At 29.7% G+C, this 14942-nt stretch carries 17 protein-coding genes; 5 read left to right on the plus strand and 12 right to left on the minus strand.

The features are described from left to right. Position 1: 1 nt before the first annotated feature. Positions 2 to 2245 carry an anaerobic ribonucleoside-triphosphate reductase gene (nrdD, locus tag B2694_RS10185; protein ID WP_346885640.1) on the minus strand — a complete coding sequence of 748 codons (2244 nt, stop codon included), beginning with the start codon at positions 2243 to 2245 and terminating at the stop codon, positions 2 to 4. A gap of 372 nt (positions 2246 to 2617) precedes the next feature. Between nrdD and rbr the strand changes: the two genes are divergently transcribed. Together rbr and B2694_RS10195 are read left to right on the plus strand one after the other, a co-directional pair. Further along, the gene (gene rbr, locus B2694_RS10190) at positions 2618 to 3226 is read left to right on the plus strand and encodes a rubrerythrin (RefSeq protein WP_346885641.1); all 609 of its coding nucleotides are present in this window, start codon (positions 2618 to 2620) and stop codon (positions 3224 to 3226) included. A 100-nt stretch (positions 3227 to 3326) separates the two neighbouring features. After that, the gene (locus B2694_RS10195; protein ID WP_084178046.1) at positions 3327 to 3485 is read left to right on the plus strand and encodes a DUF1540 domain-containing protein; all 159 of its coding nucleotides are present in this window, start codon (positions 3327 to 3329) and stop codon (positions 3483 to 3485) included. A 138-nt stretch (positions 3486 to 3623) separates the two neighbouring features. Here B2694_RS10195 and B2694_RS10200 read toward each other — a convergent pair whose 3' ends face one another. From B2694_RS10200 to B2694_RS10210, 3 genes are all read right to left on the minus strand, one after another. Then, positions 3624 to 4493 carry a cation diffusion facilitator family transporter gene (locus B2694_RS10200; protein WP_346885642.1) on the minus strand — a complete coding sequence of 290 codons (870 nt, stop codon included), beginning with the start codon at positions 4491 to 4493 and terminating at the stop codon, positions 3624 to 3626. A 236-nt stretch (positions 4494 to 4729) separates the two neighbouring features. Continuing rightward, positions 4730 to 6931, minus strand: a complete 2202-nt coding sequence (locus B2694_RS10205; protein WP_346885643.1) for a type IA DNA topoisomerase — start codon at positions 6929 to 6931, stop codon at positions 4730 to 4732. Between the two features lie 314 nt (positions 6932 to 7245). Next, a complete protein-coding gene (locus tag B2694_RS10210) occupies positions 7246 to 7668 on the minus strand; it encodes a carboxymuconolactone decarboxylase family protein (RefSeq protein ID WP_150845699.1) in 423 nt (140 codons plus the stop codon). Positions 7669 to 7805: 137 nt separating this feature from the next. Here B2694_RS10210 and B2694_RS10215 point away from each other — a divergent pair, with 137 nt between their 5' ends. Then, positions 7806 to 8252: a winged helix-turn-helix transcriptional regulator gene (locus B2694_RS10215; protein ID WP_150845698.1), complete on the plus strand. Its 447-nt coding sequence runs from the start codon at positions 7806 to 7808 to the stop codon at positions 8250 to 8252. A gap of 146 nt (positions 8253 to 8398) precedes the next feature. On the opposite strand, the gene B2694_RS10220 is transcribed toward B2694_RS10215, so the two are convergent. From B2694_RS10220 to B2694_RS10240, 5 genes are all read right to left on the minus strand, one after another. After that, the gene (locus tag B2694_RS10220; RefSeq protein ID WP_346885644.1) at positions 8399 to 8749 is read right to left on the minus strand and encodes a zinc ribbon domain-containing protein YjdM; all 351 of its coding nucleotides are present in this window, start codon (positions 8747 to 8749) and stop codon (positions 8399 to 8401) included. 134 nt (positions 8750 to 8883) lie between these two features. Next, complete coding sequence (locus B2694_RS10225; protein ID WP_346885645.1) at positions 8884 to 9330, minus strand: MOSC domain-containing protein; 447 nt, start codon at positions 9328 to 9330, stop codon at positions 8884 to 8886. Between the two features lie 18 nt (positions 9331 to 9348). Continuing rightward, complete coding sequence (gene moaC, locus B2694_RS10230; RefSeq protein WP_346885700.1) at positions 9349 to 9828, minus strand: cyclic pyranopterin monophosphate synthase MoaC; 480 nt, start codon at positions 9826 to 9828, stop codon at positions 9349 to 9351. A 21-nt stretch (positions 9829 to 9849) separates the two neighbouring features. Next, the gene (moaA, locus tag B2694_RS10235; RefSeq protein WP_346885646.1) at positions 9850 to 10860 is read right to left on the minus strand and encodes a GTP 3',8-cyclase MoaA; all 1011 of its coding nucleotides are present in this window, start codon (positions 10858 to 10860) and stop codon (positions 9850 to 9852) included. Positions 10861 to 10883: 23 nt separating this feature from the next. After that, on the minus strand, positions 10884 to 11387 hold the full coding sequence (locus B2694_RS10240; RefSeq protein ID WP_346885647.1) for a MogA/MoaB family molybdenum cofactor biosynthesis protein: 504 nt from the start codon (positions 11385 to 11387) through the stop codon (positions 10884 to 10886). Positions 11388 to 11760: 373 nt separating this feature from the next. Between B2694_RS10240 and B2694_RS10245 the strand changes: the two genes are divergently transcribed. Then, positions 11761 to 12819: a hypothetical protein gene (locus tag B2694_RS10245; protein WP_346885648.1), complete on the plus strand. Its 1059-nt coding sequence runs from the start codon at positions 11761 to 11763 to the stop codon at positions 12817 to 12819. Between the two features lie 48 nt (positions 12820 to 12867). Here B2694_RS10245 and B2694_RS10250 read toward each other — a convergent pair whose 3' ends face one another. Then, the gene (locus tag B2694_RS10250) at positions 12868 to 13458 is read right to left on the minus strand and encodes an MgtC/SapB family protein (protein ID WP_346885649.1); all 591 of its coding nucleotides are present in this window, start codon (positions 13456 to 13458) and stop codon (positions 12868 to 12870) included. 141 nt (positions 13459 to 13599) lie between these two features. Between B2694_RS10250 and B2694_RS10255 the strand changes: the two genes are divergently transcribed. Beyond that, a complete protein-coding gene (locus tag B2694_RS10255; RefSeq protein ID WP_346847504.1) occupies positions 13600 to 13854 on the plus strand; it encodes a hypothetical protein in 255 nt (84 codons plus the stop codon). 66 nt (positions 13855 to 13920) lie between these two features. On the opposite strand, the gene B2694_RS10260 is transcribed toward B2694_RS10255, so the two are convergent. Together B2694_RS10260 and B2694_RS10265 are read right to left on the minus strand one after the other, a co-directional pair. Further along, the gene (locus tag B2694_RS10260) at positions 13921 to 14562 is read right to left on the minus strand and encodes an HAD family hydrolase (protein WP_346885650.1); all 642 of its coding nucleotides are present in this window, start codon (positions 14560 to 14562) and stop codon (positions 13921 to 13923) included. A 35-nt stretch (positions 14563 to 14597) separates the two neighbouring features. Beyond that, positions 14598 to 14924, minus strand: coding sequence for a hypothetical protein (locus B2694_RS10265; RefSeq protein WP_346885651.1), 327 nt, complete (start codon positions 14922 to 14924; stop codon positions 14598 to 14600). Positions 14925 to 14942: the final 18 nt, after the last annotated feature.

Raw genomic sequence — 14942 nt, forward strand, 5'->3', positions numbered from 1 at the left:
CCTATAGCTTAGTTATAGTACTATGTTTAAATCTTTCTTTAACTTCAGCTTGCTTAGCTTTATTAAAGTTGCGATAATCTGTAGTTAAATATCCTGTAACTCTTCTAAGTTGTTCTATTTCTTCGCTATGGCAAATTGGACATCTATCATTAAATTCTCCTTGATAGCCACACTTTAAGCAAGTATCTATAGGAAAATTGAAAGCTAAATACGGAATGTCTAAGCTAAAGGCATAATCTATGATTTGCTCTATTGCTTTTGGATTTTCTACTACTGAACTATCTAACTCTACATAAGTTATACATCCTGAAGTAGGGTACTTAGTAAATGGAGCCTCAAGTTGTAACTTAGTAAATACATCTATATTTTTCCAAACTGGTATGTGATGTGAATTAGTTATCCACTCCCTGTCCGTTACATTTTTTATAACTCCAAATTCATCCCTTAAACCTTTAATTTCTCTATTTCCTGTTATTATAGTTCCACAAGTAGACTCAATTGGCGCTGCATAACAACCAAAGTTTAAATTGTATCTTTCTGAAGCTTCCTCTGCAAACCTTGAAATTCTTTCTACCACTGATAATGCAAACTTATGAACATCCTTATCATCACCATGATCTTTTCCAAAGAGAGCTTGACACATTTCTGCAATACCTGCATATCCTATAGCTTGGCTTCCATGTTTCATTACATCATAAATACAAGTGTCTGAGTCATATTCTCCACCTAACATACTTTTGTTTCTATACATGAAAGGGGCTGATTTAGCACTTTGTGAACATATATATTTAAATCTATCTACTAAGGCTGTAGCTGAAAGTTCTAAAAGCTCATTTAATTCATTCCAAAAACCTTCAAGATTAGCTTCTTCTCTTTCTCCTAAACATATCCCATGTTTTATACCTATTTTTACCAAATTAATTGTTACTGGAGTAACATTTCCTCTTCCTACCTTTGAATATCCCATACCATGTCTATCAAATCCAACTAAGGTTCTACATCCCATAGTTGCCATAGCTGTATCCGGATTACTTAAATCTTCTACATTCTTACTCCAATCACAGTTTACCCAGTTAGGATATATTCTTTTAGACATAGATTCTATAGCTAACTTCTTTAAGTCATAGTTTGGAGTTTCTTCTGTATCATTAACCCCTTTTTTATATTGGAAGATTGCTATTGGGAATATACTTGTTTTATGATGTTTTCCTATTCCATCTATACTAGCAAGCATAAGCCATCTAGTAAGCATTCTACCAGCAACTGTAGTTCTTCTTCCTAAATTTATAGATGTAAATGGTACTTGGGAACCTGGTCTCGATTCTAGTGTATTCAGATTATGGTATAAGCCTTGAGCTGACTGCATACCCTCTCTATCTAACTCTCTTAATGCAAAAGCTGTTAGCTTAGTATATTTCTTCTTTAGCTCTTCTTTATTTTCTACGCATATTTCAGAATCTAACTCTTTCCAGCTTACTTCTTTATTTTCAAAGTAAAAAAGTGCATCAGAAAAATGCTTTTTGAAAGATATATCAACCTGCTCTTCTAAATCATAATCTATATGGCAACTGCCTGTACCTCCAAATTGTTCCTGGCTTTGTATTTGGAATATTACTGCTACTAATTGAAATGCTGTAGATAGTCCATTAGCTCCTCTTACATCCCCATTTCTAGTAATAAATCCATTGTTAACCAGCTTCTTTATATCTGGGAAACTACAATTATGCATTCCCGTAGCATAACTATCTAAGTCATGTATATATAATCTATTTTCAATATGCGCCCTTGCTATTTCAGGCTTTATTACCTTATCTAGGGTATACCTTTTTAATATTACATTTGCACTTTCAAATTTACGACCACCAAAACTATGCTCGTCCACATTAGCATTGGAGTTCATAATATCAGAGCATTGAAGTACCTTATCTAATTTTTTATATGTATCACCATTAGTATCTCTTGCAATTCTACGCTTTTCACGATAATCTTCATAGGCCTTTGATACAGTTTTATCTTTATTATTTAAAGCCTTAACTACTATGTCTTGAATTTCTTCAATAAACAGCTCTTCTTTTCCTAACTCTATAATAGTTTTTTCTATGTTAATTTCTAAGTCACTCCAATGTTCTTTAAACACAAAATCATTTCCATGGACTTCTTCATAAGCCTTTTTAATGGCTATATGTATTCTCTCCATATCAAAGTCTTTAACTCTTGAATCCCTTTTAATAATACTTAATTTCATATTATTCCTACCTTCCCTGAAATTTTTAATTACTACTTTTGTCCCTCAGTAGTAAATTTTTCATATTTTCATTGGCTATGAAAATATAAAACCACAGATAGATTTATTATATCTTTCACTCTATTTTAAATCAATGTCTATAAATTGAAGTAATGTACATATATCTACTGTATTAACATTTAATTCTACTTCATACTCTCTTTATCTTTATCAGATTCTAAGTACATACTATTTCAACTTATATAATCTAACTCTGATAATGTTCTCGTATCAATTTAACTCTTGATTTAACTTACTTTTAAAAGTTATGAATAAAATTACTCTACTTTTGGAAACTTAGTAATAAGATTTAAAAATTTGGAGGTAATAAAAATGAATTTTAAAGATAGTGAAACTCGCATTAATTTAATGAGATCCTTTGCTGGTGAAAGTCAAGCAAGAAATAGATATACTATTGCTGCAAGTTTTGCAAAAAAAGAGGGACTTTATATAATTGAGCAAGTATTTAATTATACTGCAAACCAAGAAATGGCTCACGCTAATCAATTCTATCAAAAATTAAAAGAAGAAGCTGGAAATAATATAGAAATAGGAAATGGTGCATATCCTGTAGACTTATATGATTCAACTCTAAAGCTATTAAAAGCTGCTCATCACAATGAGTATGAAGAATACGATGATGTTTATAGTAATTTTTCTAAAATTGCTAAAGAAGAAGGGTTTAATGCTATTTCCACATTATTTAGCAACATAGCTTCTGTAGAAAAAGTTCATGGAGATAGATTTAATTATTTTGCTAAGCAATTAGAAGAAGATACTTTATTTAGACGTGATGAATCAATTCAATGGTTTTGTACTAATTGTGGATATATATATGAAGGGAAGGAAGCTCCTAAATCCTGTCCTGTTTGTCTGCACCCTCAAGGCTATTTCATAGAATTCTGTCGTTCTCAATTTGGTTCTAATTACACTACAAAATAAATTTTTATATTTTTAAGAAACTTTACAATGAATAATAACAAATATAAAAGCCATACTAATTTTGTAGTTAATACAAAAACTTTTTAAGGAGTGAATTAAAATGGATAAAAATGAATCTATTAAATGTACAATCAACAACTGCAAGTACAACAATCGTAACGAAAACTACTGTACATTAAATCAAATTAAAGTAGGAACTCATGAAGAAAATCCTACAGTAGTTGAATGTACAGACTGTCAATCTTTTGAACTTAAATAGAATATAATTAAACGTAACCCTTACTAAAAAATACTATATGCAATACAAAATTATATTGCATATAGTATTTTTACTCTTATTTAAGCAAAAAAATTATTTAAGTTAAATATAATTCATTCTTTTAGTTTAATGTTCATATTAATTATACTTATAAGGATTAATATGAACCATACAATGCTTAATATTATGATTTTTTTCGACACCATGGTGTATGTTTATTGCTATGTCATGTCCTTCTTCTACTGTAAGTTTTGAATCTACAGACACTTCTACATCTACATATACTCTATTTGCATGTTGTCTCGTTTTTATACTGTCAATATGTCTTACGCCCTCAATAGTCTGAAGTTTTTCATTGATATCACTTATAATTTCTTCATCTGCAGAAGTATCTATTAATTGATTTACACTTTGCTTTAATACATCACAAGCTACTTTTATAATTACAACACAAATAACTATGGCAACTACTGAATCTAAAGTTGGGCATCCCATTCTAGCTCCAATTATTCCAATTAAAGCTCCCACTGAAGAAAAAGAATCTGATCTATGATGCCAAGCATCTGCTCTGAGAGCAGAACTATTTATTTTGTTAGCACATTTTATTGTATAAAAATACATCCACTCTTTAACGATAATAGACAATATAGCAGCCCAAATAGCAAGGATTCCTGGATTTTTTATTTCTCCTAAAACAATATTTTTAATACCGGAATATCCTATAGATATAGCAACCACAAAAAGCATTATAGATAAAAACAAAGAAGAAATACTTTCAATTCTTTCATGTCCATAAGGATGGCATTTATCATCAGGTTTATTAGAGAGCTTTAGTCCTATTATTACTCCTATAGTACTAATTACATCAGAAAAAGAATGGATACCATCTGCAATCATAGCATTACTACTAGACATAATCCCTGCCAATAATTTGATTATTCCTAAAATGGCATTAACTAAGATTGTATTTTTACTAACTCCTACACCTATACTTGTTCTTTCCTCCATAAATTTCCTCCATTATCAATTGACTTTAGTCTAATGTTCAACCACTATTATCTTTTTCCTTAATATCCAAAATCAACAATAATATGGCCATACACCAGATAAAATATATTATTATAATACTCAGTTACCCTTAATTTGTGAGTTTTCTCAATAACTTTATTGCACAATGTATTATCAATTGATAATTAATCTACTTTAATTATCTGTAGTTTAAATATAATTTCTTGTTTATCTTTTTAAATAAATTCCATCTTCCAACTTAAATAACCTGTTTCTTCATTCTTTTCATATCTAAGATAAGCAGCAAAGGTATTTCCTTTCTTACTTCTCAAATTTCTAAATCCTACTTTGCCATTTTTAAGAAGTATTTCTACCATTTCTTTTGTAACCTTCTTACCATAGTATTCAATGTATTTATCATTCTTCCAAATAGTGAATTTACAACCATTCTTCCAGTTACTACATCCAAAGCCTTTTTCTCCTTCCACTACTGGATTTCCGCATATAGGACAATTACCTACACTGACCGTCCCAGGAGAAAGCTCTATCTTTATTTTAGATAACATTGATGTATCCTTTTTTATAATTTCCACAGATTTACTAGTAAAATCATAAATATGCTTAATAAAGGTGTCCTTTTCTACAGTTCCTTTTTCTATATCCGATAGAGTTTTTTCTAGCTTACCGGTGTATTCTAAGTCAAACAAATCCCTTACAGGGAACATCTCTACCATTGTCCTACCTAACTCTGTACAAGTTAGGTTTTTTCCTTTAGTAGTAATATATCCTATATCTTTAAGTTTTTTAATAGTTTCAGCTCTAGTAGCTGGTGTTCCAATACTAAAACCACTTAATATAGATTTCATTAATTCTTCTGAAGTTTCCTCTGAATTATCTTCTGTTGAGTTTTCATCCTCATCATTATTTTCTTCTTTTCCTAAACTCTTACCACAGGTTTCCATAACCCTTAGCAAAGTCTTTTCTGTATGATTTTTAGGTGGCTTCTTTGTTACGGTATTAACTTTATTTCCTACAATATCAACTACTTCCTTTTCCATAACTAAAGGAAGTATAGTGTCCTTAGTTTCTATCTTTTCTACCACACGCCAGCCTTCAACAATTTGAACTTTACCCTTGGAAACAAATACGCCTTTAATATTTTCATCATAAACCTTAGCCTTAATTTTTGTTTCCTCAAATTCAGCAATAGGCATAAATTGCATTATAAATCTATTTTTCACTGCATTATAAACAATTGCTTCATCAGCACTAAGGCCGCTTGGTTTTATATAAGTTGGAACTATAGCACTATGACTCTCCACCTTAGAATTATCAAAAACCCTTTTAGTTTTTGCAAATTTTATTTGATTTTCGTATGGTAGACCCTTTTTAAGATTCTCCAAAACCTTCCTTGTTCTATCCTCTAAGCTTTCTTCTAGGACAATACTGGCAGTTCTAGGATAAGTAATAAACTTTTTTTCATAAAGAGACTGGGCAACCTTTAAAACCTTATCCGAAGTCCACCCTTTAAATTTACTAGTAATATGACCTTGAAGATTTGATAAATTGAATAGATAAGGTGGATATTCTCTTTTCTTCTCTGTTTGCTTATCAACTATCTCCGCTCTTTGTCCTTGTAGTAATTTTCCTATATTACTTAGATAAGACTTTTCCTCAAATTTTTCTGAATCATTTTCATAATATAGACCTTCGTACTCTTCGTTAGCCTTAGTCTTAAAGGTAGCCGATAACTTATAATAAGTAGTAGCCACAAAGTTTTCAATTTCCATATCCCTATCATATATTATCTTTAGAGTTGGCAATAACACTCTTCCTATGTTTAGCATCTTAACATCTTCAAATTTATATCTCAAAGTTGCCACAGATGTAAGATTTATCCCAATAACCCAATCTGCCCATTGCCTTCCTATTCCAGCATCTTGTAAGGACTTCATTTCTATATTAGGCTTTAAGGCTTCCATACCCTTTTTTACTTCATCTGGAGTCCACTCATTTAAAAGAAGTCTATATACAGGCTTTTCTTCATTGAAATATATAAATAATTCATCTGCTATAACCTGACCCTCTCTATCAAAGTCTGTGGCGGATATTATTCCATCTACATTCTCTCTATCTATAAGTGATTTAATAATGCTAAGCTGTTTCTCAGCTCCCTTATCAGTAACATTTCTATTAAGGGAATCACTTTTTATCTTATATTTAAACTTCTTAGGTATAAATGGAAATTTAGAAAATTCCCATTCTTTCATGCTTTCATCATAATCTTTAGCATCATATAGTTGTAATAAGTGACCAAACGCCCATGTAACTAAATAATTCTCACCCTCAAAGTATCCATCTTTTCTAATTTTTATATTTAAAGCTTCTGCAATATTCTTTGCCACGGATGGTTTTTCCGCAATAATAACCTTAGCCACGTCTCTCACACCTTACTTATTTTCTCTTACTTAAATAAATTTACTTATATCTATAGTTATTTTTAATTCTTAAAACTTTCCACTTAATTATACAATAAAATAAAACTTTATTAAAACTAGACATTTATTTTACAATATAAACTTTTTTTTGACTAGACCCTAAGGTAGGAGACTATGATTTGTATGAGGTGATAATATTTAGATTTTTATATATTAATATATAAATATTTTCATAGATAAATATGGGGCTATTTATAATTTAAAATAGCCCCTTTGTCAATACTTATCGGCTAACTTATCTTGAACTAGCCCTTCTAAATATATATTGCACAGCTAGGTTCCAAATCAAGCAATGCTCCGAATCTTTGAGATGCTGTAAAAAAGCAAATTAGTGCAAAAAGCTCTGAGATTTCTTTTTCACTGAATAGTTCTCTTAAACTTTTAAAAGTCTCCTCTGTTAAAACTATATTCTTTGAAATCATATCTGCAATTTTCGTTGCCATCCTTATGTTTTTATCCTCTATATCTTCAGAAGGCTTTCCCTTTGCCATACAATATTTACATCCATTGTTAAAAGCAAGAGTACGTCTTACTTCTTCTTTTAATTCATAACCAAAAGTTTTAGATTTTAAAAAACTTATTTCTAAATTAGTCCAACCTTTCATTATCTCACTGTTATATCCAAGTAGTTGTTCAAATGGCGTTATCCCCTCATTTGAAAAATTTATTTTTGTCATAATATCTCTCCTTTATTAATCAAATCTAATTTTATTAATATTATATATAAATAAAATTGAATTTTGTATTTCATATGACATATAATAAAACCTATATATATATCATACAAAATATTAAAAAGGAGAAAATATTTCAAATGAAATTTGACGAAATTGATGTAATGATTCTATCCGAATTAGAAAAAAATAGTAGATTATCCATAAGAGAGTTGTCAAAGCGAATTAACCTATCTCCATCCTCTGTTACAGAGAGAGTAAAAAGACTTGAAGATAACAGAATAATAGAAGGCTATACTATTACTATAAATAAAAAGAATCTTGGTCTATCCATTGATTGTATAATAAAAATCACCATGAAAAATGGTGAATATGAGCGATTCAAAAATTATATTAAAAACTATAATCATAGTGAATGGTGCTATAGAATTGCTGGGGATGGTTGTTTTTTAGTTAAACTTTCAGTTAAAGATTTAAGTGACATTGAAGAATTTATTAATGAAGTATCTCCATATGCAACAACTAGTACTAATATTGCATTCTCAGAAGTAGTCATAGAGAATTCTATAAATAAGTTTTTAATATAATCTTTTTATTCTGTCCATAGTTCCCATGTTAAAATACTCTGATCATAATCCTGTTACCGTAGTATTTAGATTAAAATAAAAAAAAGAAAGCCTCCATGAACTACATATAATTCATGGAAGTTTCCTTTTGTAGAGTTAATTATAGCTTATATTTTTTTAACGAATTCGGATTTTAAACTCATAGCTCCAAAACCATCAATTTTACAATCAATGTTATGGCCATCAGATGCATCACGAACTAAACGTATATTTTTTACTTTCGTTCCTATTTTTATTGATGATGAAGCACCTTTTACTTTAAGATCTTTAATTATTGTTACAGAATCACCATTTTGTAACACATTTCCATTTGCATCTTTTATAACATTAATATATTCATTATTTTCATTTTCAGCTTGTACTCCCCACTCGTGAGCACATTCTGGGCAAACAAAAATACTTCCATCTTCGTAAGTGTATTCTGAATTACATTTTGGACAATTAGGTAAATTACCCATAACTTCATTTCCTCCATTCGTTACTATAGTTCTGATACATAAGATTCACTTTATAAAATAATATATACAGCTTCTTATGTTCTTATATACTATCATAGTCTTCCTATATTGACAAATTCTATTTATAATTTAACTCAAGCTTTCCAATACTTAATTACAGAAATCTCATCACCAGGTTCTATCCATCCTTCTTCTAATACTTGAGCAAAAATTCCTTCTCTAGGCATAACACACTCACCTGTGGTCTTCATTATTTCACAGCCCTTATGACATTCTTTTCCAACTTGTGTCACCTCCATAATAACTTCCCCAATGGAAAGCTTTGTTCCTATGGGTAGTTCATATAAAGTTATTCCTTGTGTTGTTATATTTTCTGCAAATATTCCTGGGACTAATTCTTTATTTATTTTTCCTCTAAGCTTATCTATGCTTTCATCTCCTAACAAGCTAACTTGTCTATGCCAATTACCACCATGAGCATCTCCTTCTAATCCGAAGTCGATCTTAAAGAAACCTCTTTTTATAGGTGTTTTTATACCCCCTTTCTCAGTACTTATATTTATACTAATAACCTTTGCCATATCCATCTTCTCCTAACCTTAAAAATAATTAATCTCTCCAGATTTTCCACCAATCTTTCGAAGTAGTCTAATATCACTTATAACCATTGATTTATCTACTGACTTACACATATCATATATAGTTAATGCTGCTATGGATACCGCTGTTAAAGCTTCCATTTCTATACCGGTTTCCCCTATTGTTTTAGTTGTAGCTATTATATCTACCTTACTTTTATCATGATCTAGCTGAAAGGTAATATCACACCCTGACATCATGATAGAATGACACATGGGAATTATATCTGAAGTTTTCTTTGCTCCCATTATCCCACCCACTTGAGCTACAGAAAGTACATCTCCCTTTATAATTTCCCCTTTGTCTATTTTTTCTAAAGTAGATTTCTTCATATAAATAGAACCACAGGCTATTGCCTCTCTATCTGTCTTTTTCTTTTCACTAACATCTACCATTCTAGCTCTTCCTTGCTTATTTATATGAGTGAATTCTTCATCTATTTGAACATCTTTAATCATAAGTTATCCTCCTATTTGAAACATTTGCTTATTGCTTCTACTTTTTCCTTCCATAGATAGTCTATGTCCTAATGGCTTATTATACATAGCTCCTAAAATCTTTTTCTTAAGAATACTATATTCTCTACTCTCTCGTAAATCACAGTATGATAAATTATGTTTTTTAAATAAATCTCGTACATCTGATATAATATTAATTTCCTCTTCACCATGCAAACAAGACTTAATTCCACCTTCAGCAGTTAATCTAACCCTATTACACTCACTACAAAAATTACAACTTATAGGACTAATAAATCCAATTCTCCCTTTTCCCTTACTACTTTTATAAAGTTCTGCCGTTGAAGATACTCTATGATCTTCAGGTATAAGATTAGGATGTGACTCTACTATATCCTTATAGGGTATAAAATGATTTTTAAATAACTCTGTACCTGCTCCTATAGGCATTAATTCTATAAACCTCACATCTATAGGCATTTTCTCTGCAATTTTAATAAACTCATCAACCTCGTCTAAGTTTATACCTTTCATAAGCACCACATTAATTTTCACCGGAGTAATGCCATTATCTAAACATACTTCTATACCTTCTTTAACTTTTTTAAGATATGATCGTCCTGTTATTCCTTCATACTTGTCTTCCTTTAATGTATCCATACTAACATTTACTCTATTTAACCCTGCCTTCTTTAATTCATCTATTTTATCCTTCAAAAATATGCCATTAGTAGTTAAAGATATATCTTTAATTCCTTTAACTTGGGATGCATTATATATAATCTTAGAAATATCCTTTACAATCAACGGTTCTCCACCAGTAAATCTAACTTTCTCAACACCACATTCAGCAAATATTCTAATAATTAAATCTATTTCTTCTATAGACATTTTCGAACTAACATAATTTTGATTGCACTTTCCTTCTGGCATGCAATACATACATCTTAAATTGCACATATCCGTAAGAGAAACTCTTAAATAATTTATGTTACGTCCATGGGAATCTTCCATAAATACTCCTCCCTTTATACTCCCTATAAATCAACTTCACTCCTAGCACATTCTGAAGTTTCTCCAGATAAAATCTTTAGTCCATGATCTAAAGATGGTAAAATAAATTCTATATTCTCTTTAGCACCTCTAGGACTTCCTGGTAGATTTATAATTAGAGAATTCTTTCTAATGCCTGCAATTCCCCTAGATAGCATAGCTCTTGGTGTAATTTCCATAGACTTCATTCTCATAAAATCTCCAATACCAGGTACATACTTTTCTATAACTTGTAAAGTTGCCTCTGGAGTTACATCCCTCTTTGAAAATCCAGTTCCTCCATTAGTAATTACCAAGGGTATATTTAATTCATCACACACATATATAAGTTCTTTTTTTATATCTACAACTTCATCAGATATAATTTTATAATAATGGACTATATATTTATTTTTTTCTAAATACTCCCTTAACACTTGCCCTGTCTCATCTATACGCTGTCCTTCAGAACCTTTATCACTTATAGTTAAAATTGCAGTTTTTTTCATACTATAACCTCCATAAAGTTATTGTTAATTCAAATATTTAGATAAATATAATTTTTATAATAAACGCAAAATTATATCCTGACAATCTCTCAGTTTTTATTAATATCAATTATATCACATTTATTATATTTTATGTAAATATATTCAATTATTTTTTTCAAATTGTACATTATAAAAATAATTAGTTTCCCGACTTTTCTTTTCTATAACATACCTTTTAATACATAAATTCAATTACAAATTTTATGTATTTTTACATTTATTCCTTGATGCAAACCTTCTACAAGTGTAGAATATAATTATATACTACATTTGTAGAAGTGATAATAATGGTTAATACTTTTTCAACCAATTTTAATGGAGGGTAGATAACATGAAAAAAAGATTTGAAAATATTTTTGATAGAAAGAAAAAGCTTAATGGTATCTCCTTGTTATGTATTATACTTTTCTTTAGCATAGTTATATCATCCCTAATTGCTTGTGAAAGAGTAAATCCTTCTCCTGATAAAGCCGTTGCAGAATCTTTCATAGAAAATTACTATAATATTTCAGACCGCACTTTAGCAGATCAACTTTCTAAACTTATTGAAAGTTCTCTTGAAGGACGTGCTCCTTGTAATGGGGAGACAGGTATTGTTACACTTTCTCCTGAAGATGAAACTAAAATTAGAGAAGCTTGTTTAAAAAATATAGGTGATTCTATTACTTCTCAATTAGGTGATGAACTTATTTTAAATAGATTTCCCCTATCTTCTATAAAAATGGCTAAGGACTATGAATACACCACTACCATATCTAACATTATTCTTGATAAAATTTCTAGTGATAATGATACCGAAGCTTACTACAAATATAATGCTGATATTAATATAATATATAATGATGGATACAAGGAAAAGCAAAATCTAGAAGGAAAAATTAAGCTAATAAATAAAAATAAAAAATGGCTTGTTTCTATTTTTACTCCACTGACAGAAATATTACCAAATAAAAAATATTATAATCCACAAAATTTAGATTCTCATTCACTACAAACTAATGATTCTACCTCTATAAACCATGATATTAGCTCCGCTGAAGAATTTTGTAATTTATATATGAATGCTATGATAAACAAAGAATATTCCTTCATTTACAATTACACAGTTAATTCTTCTAAAAGTGCTACTTTGGAAGAAGGTCAAAAAATATGGGATGAAATAGATATTGACTATGTAAAAATACGTAATGCTGAAGTAAGAAATAATAAAGCTTATTACGAACTAGAAATAAACGTTAAAGAACCAGGAAATTCAGCCTTCGATAAAGGTGTAACCGTCAGGTGGCTATATATATTTTATAGTAAAAAAGGTAATACTTGGGTTGCAGAGGGACTTATGTCTGATTGTAAACCAGATGAAAGCTGGTGGAATACTATTTATGGTGGTTAATACTACTTATGGTGGTTAATACTAATATTATAAGCCAATAAGTAGAGACTACTCTCTACTTATTGGCTCATTTACTTTCTCGTATAAAGTTATAACATCCTCACTATTTTTTCCTTCAGTAATATTATAATCTTCATCAACTTCATCTTCTTTTTCTTTTTTCCTAAACCTTATTCTCCACTTTGTATCTTTTTGTATAACTCTATCAGCTTTTTTAAATAAGCTTAGTATTATAAATATGATTACGGCTGCTGTTAAGGATAGTGCATAAAGTCCTCTTCCTACCGCTAAACCTAAGCATGCCACAATCCAAAGAGTTGCGGCAGTAGTTAACCCTCTTACCGATCCCTTATCTCTTAAAATAGTACCAGCTCCTAAAAATCCAACACCACTTATAACCTGAGCTCCTAATCTAGCTATATCAACTTTTATAACTTCAGCATACATAGGATTTTGAGCGATAATCATCATTTTTTCTATATCATACTCTGTTATTAAAGAAATAATTGTAGCTCCTAAGCATACTAATATATGAGTTCTAAATCCTGCTGGACTATTTTTAAATTCCCTTTCATATCCAACAAGTCCCCCTACTATAACGCCTACTATAAGCCTTTCTAACACTACTATATAATCCATAATTCCCTCCCCATCATAGTATAATTACTTATATTATATTCATAGGTTTAATATTGTTTAAAAAAATGTTATAATTATTTTACAACTTAAAGGCAAGGAGGATTTTAGATAATACTTTAAACTTATCTAAATAACAGTTATATGAAAAGAAAAGAAAATTTAATTCGTATAATTACCGGAATAATCTGTGGATTATCTGTATTATCTCTAATAGTTACCATCGTCTCATCTATTTCTATGCTTTTAGGATTTGACGTAAATATTCAATCAAAATTATTAACTTTAATAAGCACATCTGATATTATATCTACTGAAATATCATCTTTACTCATACTTATTTGTATGTCCATTGGAGTTATTGTTTGCTTAAATATAAATAAAAATTCAACTAATTAGAATAATAATATTAAAAACTAATCCCAATGAAAAAATTATATATTTTCATTGGGATTATATATTTTTTTATTGTCTAAAATACATGTCTACTAGTTCTGGAAACCTATCTATTTTATAATCATAATCTTCCACATTCCCAAATCCATAAGATGCATACACAAAAGGTATTCCTGCTAACCTAGCTGCATTTCTATCCCCTTGTGTATCACCAACATACATAGGATTCTTTAAATTATTTCTCTTAATTATGAGTTTTATATTTTCACCCTTTGTAAGTCCCGTTCTTCCTGGATGTTCAAAATCTATAAAATATTTTTTCATGTTATGAGCATGAAAAAAAGCTTCTATATAACCGTGGTGACAGTTACTAACTATAAATAGCTTATATTTTTGTGAAAGCTTCTTTAAGGTTTCTTCTAAACCTTGAAAAAGTATTCCTCCATGAAGCGGTAAATATTCATTTTCTTTCTTACAACAATAATTCATAAATTCAATTGCTCGCTCCTCTTGTAAATTTGGAAGAAGAGTCTTTACTATGTCTATAACTGGTGCCCCTACTACTGATTTTAATTTTTCCTTTGTAATTATTGCATCTATATCATTAAAATCCTTTATAGCTTCATTCCATATTTCTACAATCGCATCTAATGAATCCCACATAGTTCCGTCTAAATCAAATATAATGCTATCTACTTCCTCTAATAACATAAACTCACTCCTAAATATCTTATTTTCATTAGTAATTATTCATAATTAGGCTCCAAATAAACTATTTTTTTGCCATGTTCCTTCGCATATTTAATTTCACTTCTAGTGCTAGAGCCTATATACCCATTCTTATTTATAACAAAGATTTCATCTGCCATATCAATTTTTCTTTTATGAATATCATCTAGCATGATTTTAATTTCATCTGTAATTATAGTTCCAAATTCACCATCTGCGTGGCCGAATAATCCTACTGATATTACAATTATCCCCAGAAGAGTTAACTCCTTTTGAACTTTTATAAAATCCTCTTTAAACTTCGTACTTCCACATAAAGTTACTACTTTATATTTACCCACCATTTTATCCCCACTTCCCAA

The sequence above is a fragment of the Clostridium sp. UBA4395 genome (genome assembly GCF_002390995.1).
In the GTDB taxonomy this organism is placed as follows: Bacteria; Bacillota; Clostridia; order Clostridiales; family Clostridiaceae; genus Clostridium_J; species Clostridium_J sulfidigenes.

Bases quoted from the DNA above. Each gene is read 5' to 3' on its own strand.
- B2694_RS10200 (WP_346885642.1), bottom strand. From the start codon at position 4,493: ATGGAGGAAAGAACAAGTATAGGTGTAGGAGTTAGTAAAAATACAATC.
- nrdD (WP_346885640.1), bottom strand. From the start codon at position 2,245: ATGAAATTAAGTATTATTAAAAGGGATTCAAGAGTTAAAGACTTTGAT.
- moaA (WP_346885646.1), bottom strand. From the start codon at position 10,860: ATGGAAGATTCCCATGGACGTAACATAAATTATTTAAGAGTTTCTCTT.
- B2694_RS10245 (WP_346885648.1), top strand. From the start codon at position 11,761: ATGAAAAAAAGATTTGAAAATATTTTTGATAGAAAGAAAAAGCTTAAT.
- B2694_RS10250 (WP_346885649.1), bottom strand. From the start codon at position 13,458: ATGGATTATATAGTAGTGTTAGAAAGGCTTATAGTAGGCGTTATAGTA.
- rbr (WP_346885641.1), top strand. From the start codon at position 2,618: ATGAATTTTAAAGATAGTGAAACTCGCATTAATTTAATGAGATCCTTT.
- B2694_RS10240 (WP_346885647.1), bottom strand. From the start codon at position 11,387: ATGAAAAAAACTGCAATTTTAACTATAAGTGATAAAGGTTCTGAAGGA.
- B2694_RS10195 (WP_084178046.1), top strand. From the start codon at position 3,327: ATGGATAAAAATGAATCTATTAAATGTACAATCAACAACTGCAAGTAC.
- B2694_RS10255 (WP_346847504.1), top strand. From the start codon at position 13,600: ATGAAAAGAAAAGAAAATTTAATTCGTATAATTACCGGAATAATCTGT.
- B2694_RS10215 (WP_150845698.1), top strand. From the start codon at position 7,806: ATGAAATTTGACGAAATTGATGTAATGATTCTATCCGAATTAGAAAAA.
- B2694_RS10210 (WP_150845699.1), bottom strand. From the start codon at position 7,668: ATGACAAAAATAAATTTTTCAAATGAGGGGATAACGCCATTTGAACAA.
- B2694_RS10225 (WP_346885645.1), bottom strand. From the start codon at position 9,330: ATGGCAAAGGTTATTAGTATAAATATAAGTACTGAGAAAGGGGGTATA.
- B2694_RS10260 (WP_346885650.1), bottom strand. From the start codon at position 14,562: ATGTTATTAGAGGAAGTAGATAGCATTATATTTGATTTAGACGGAACT.
- B2694_RS10265 (WP_346885651.1), bottom strand. From the start codon at position 14,924: ATGGTGGGTAAATATAAAGTAGTAACTTTATGTGGAAGTACGAAGTTT.
- B2694_RS10220 (WP_346885644.1), bottom strand. From the start codon at position 8,749: ATGGGTAATTTACCTAATTGTCCAAAATGTAATTCAGAATACACTTAC.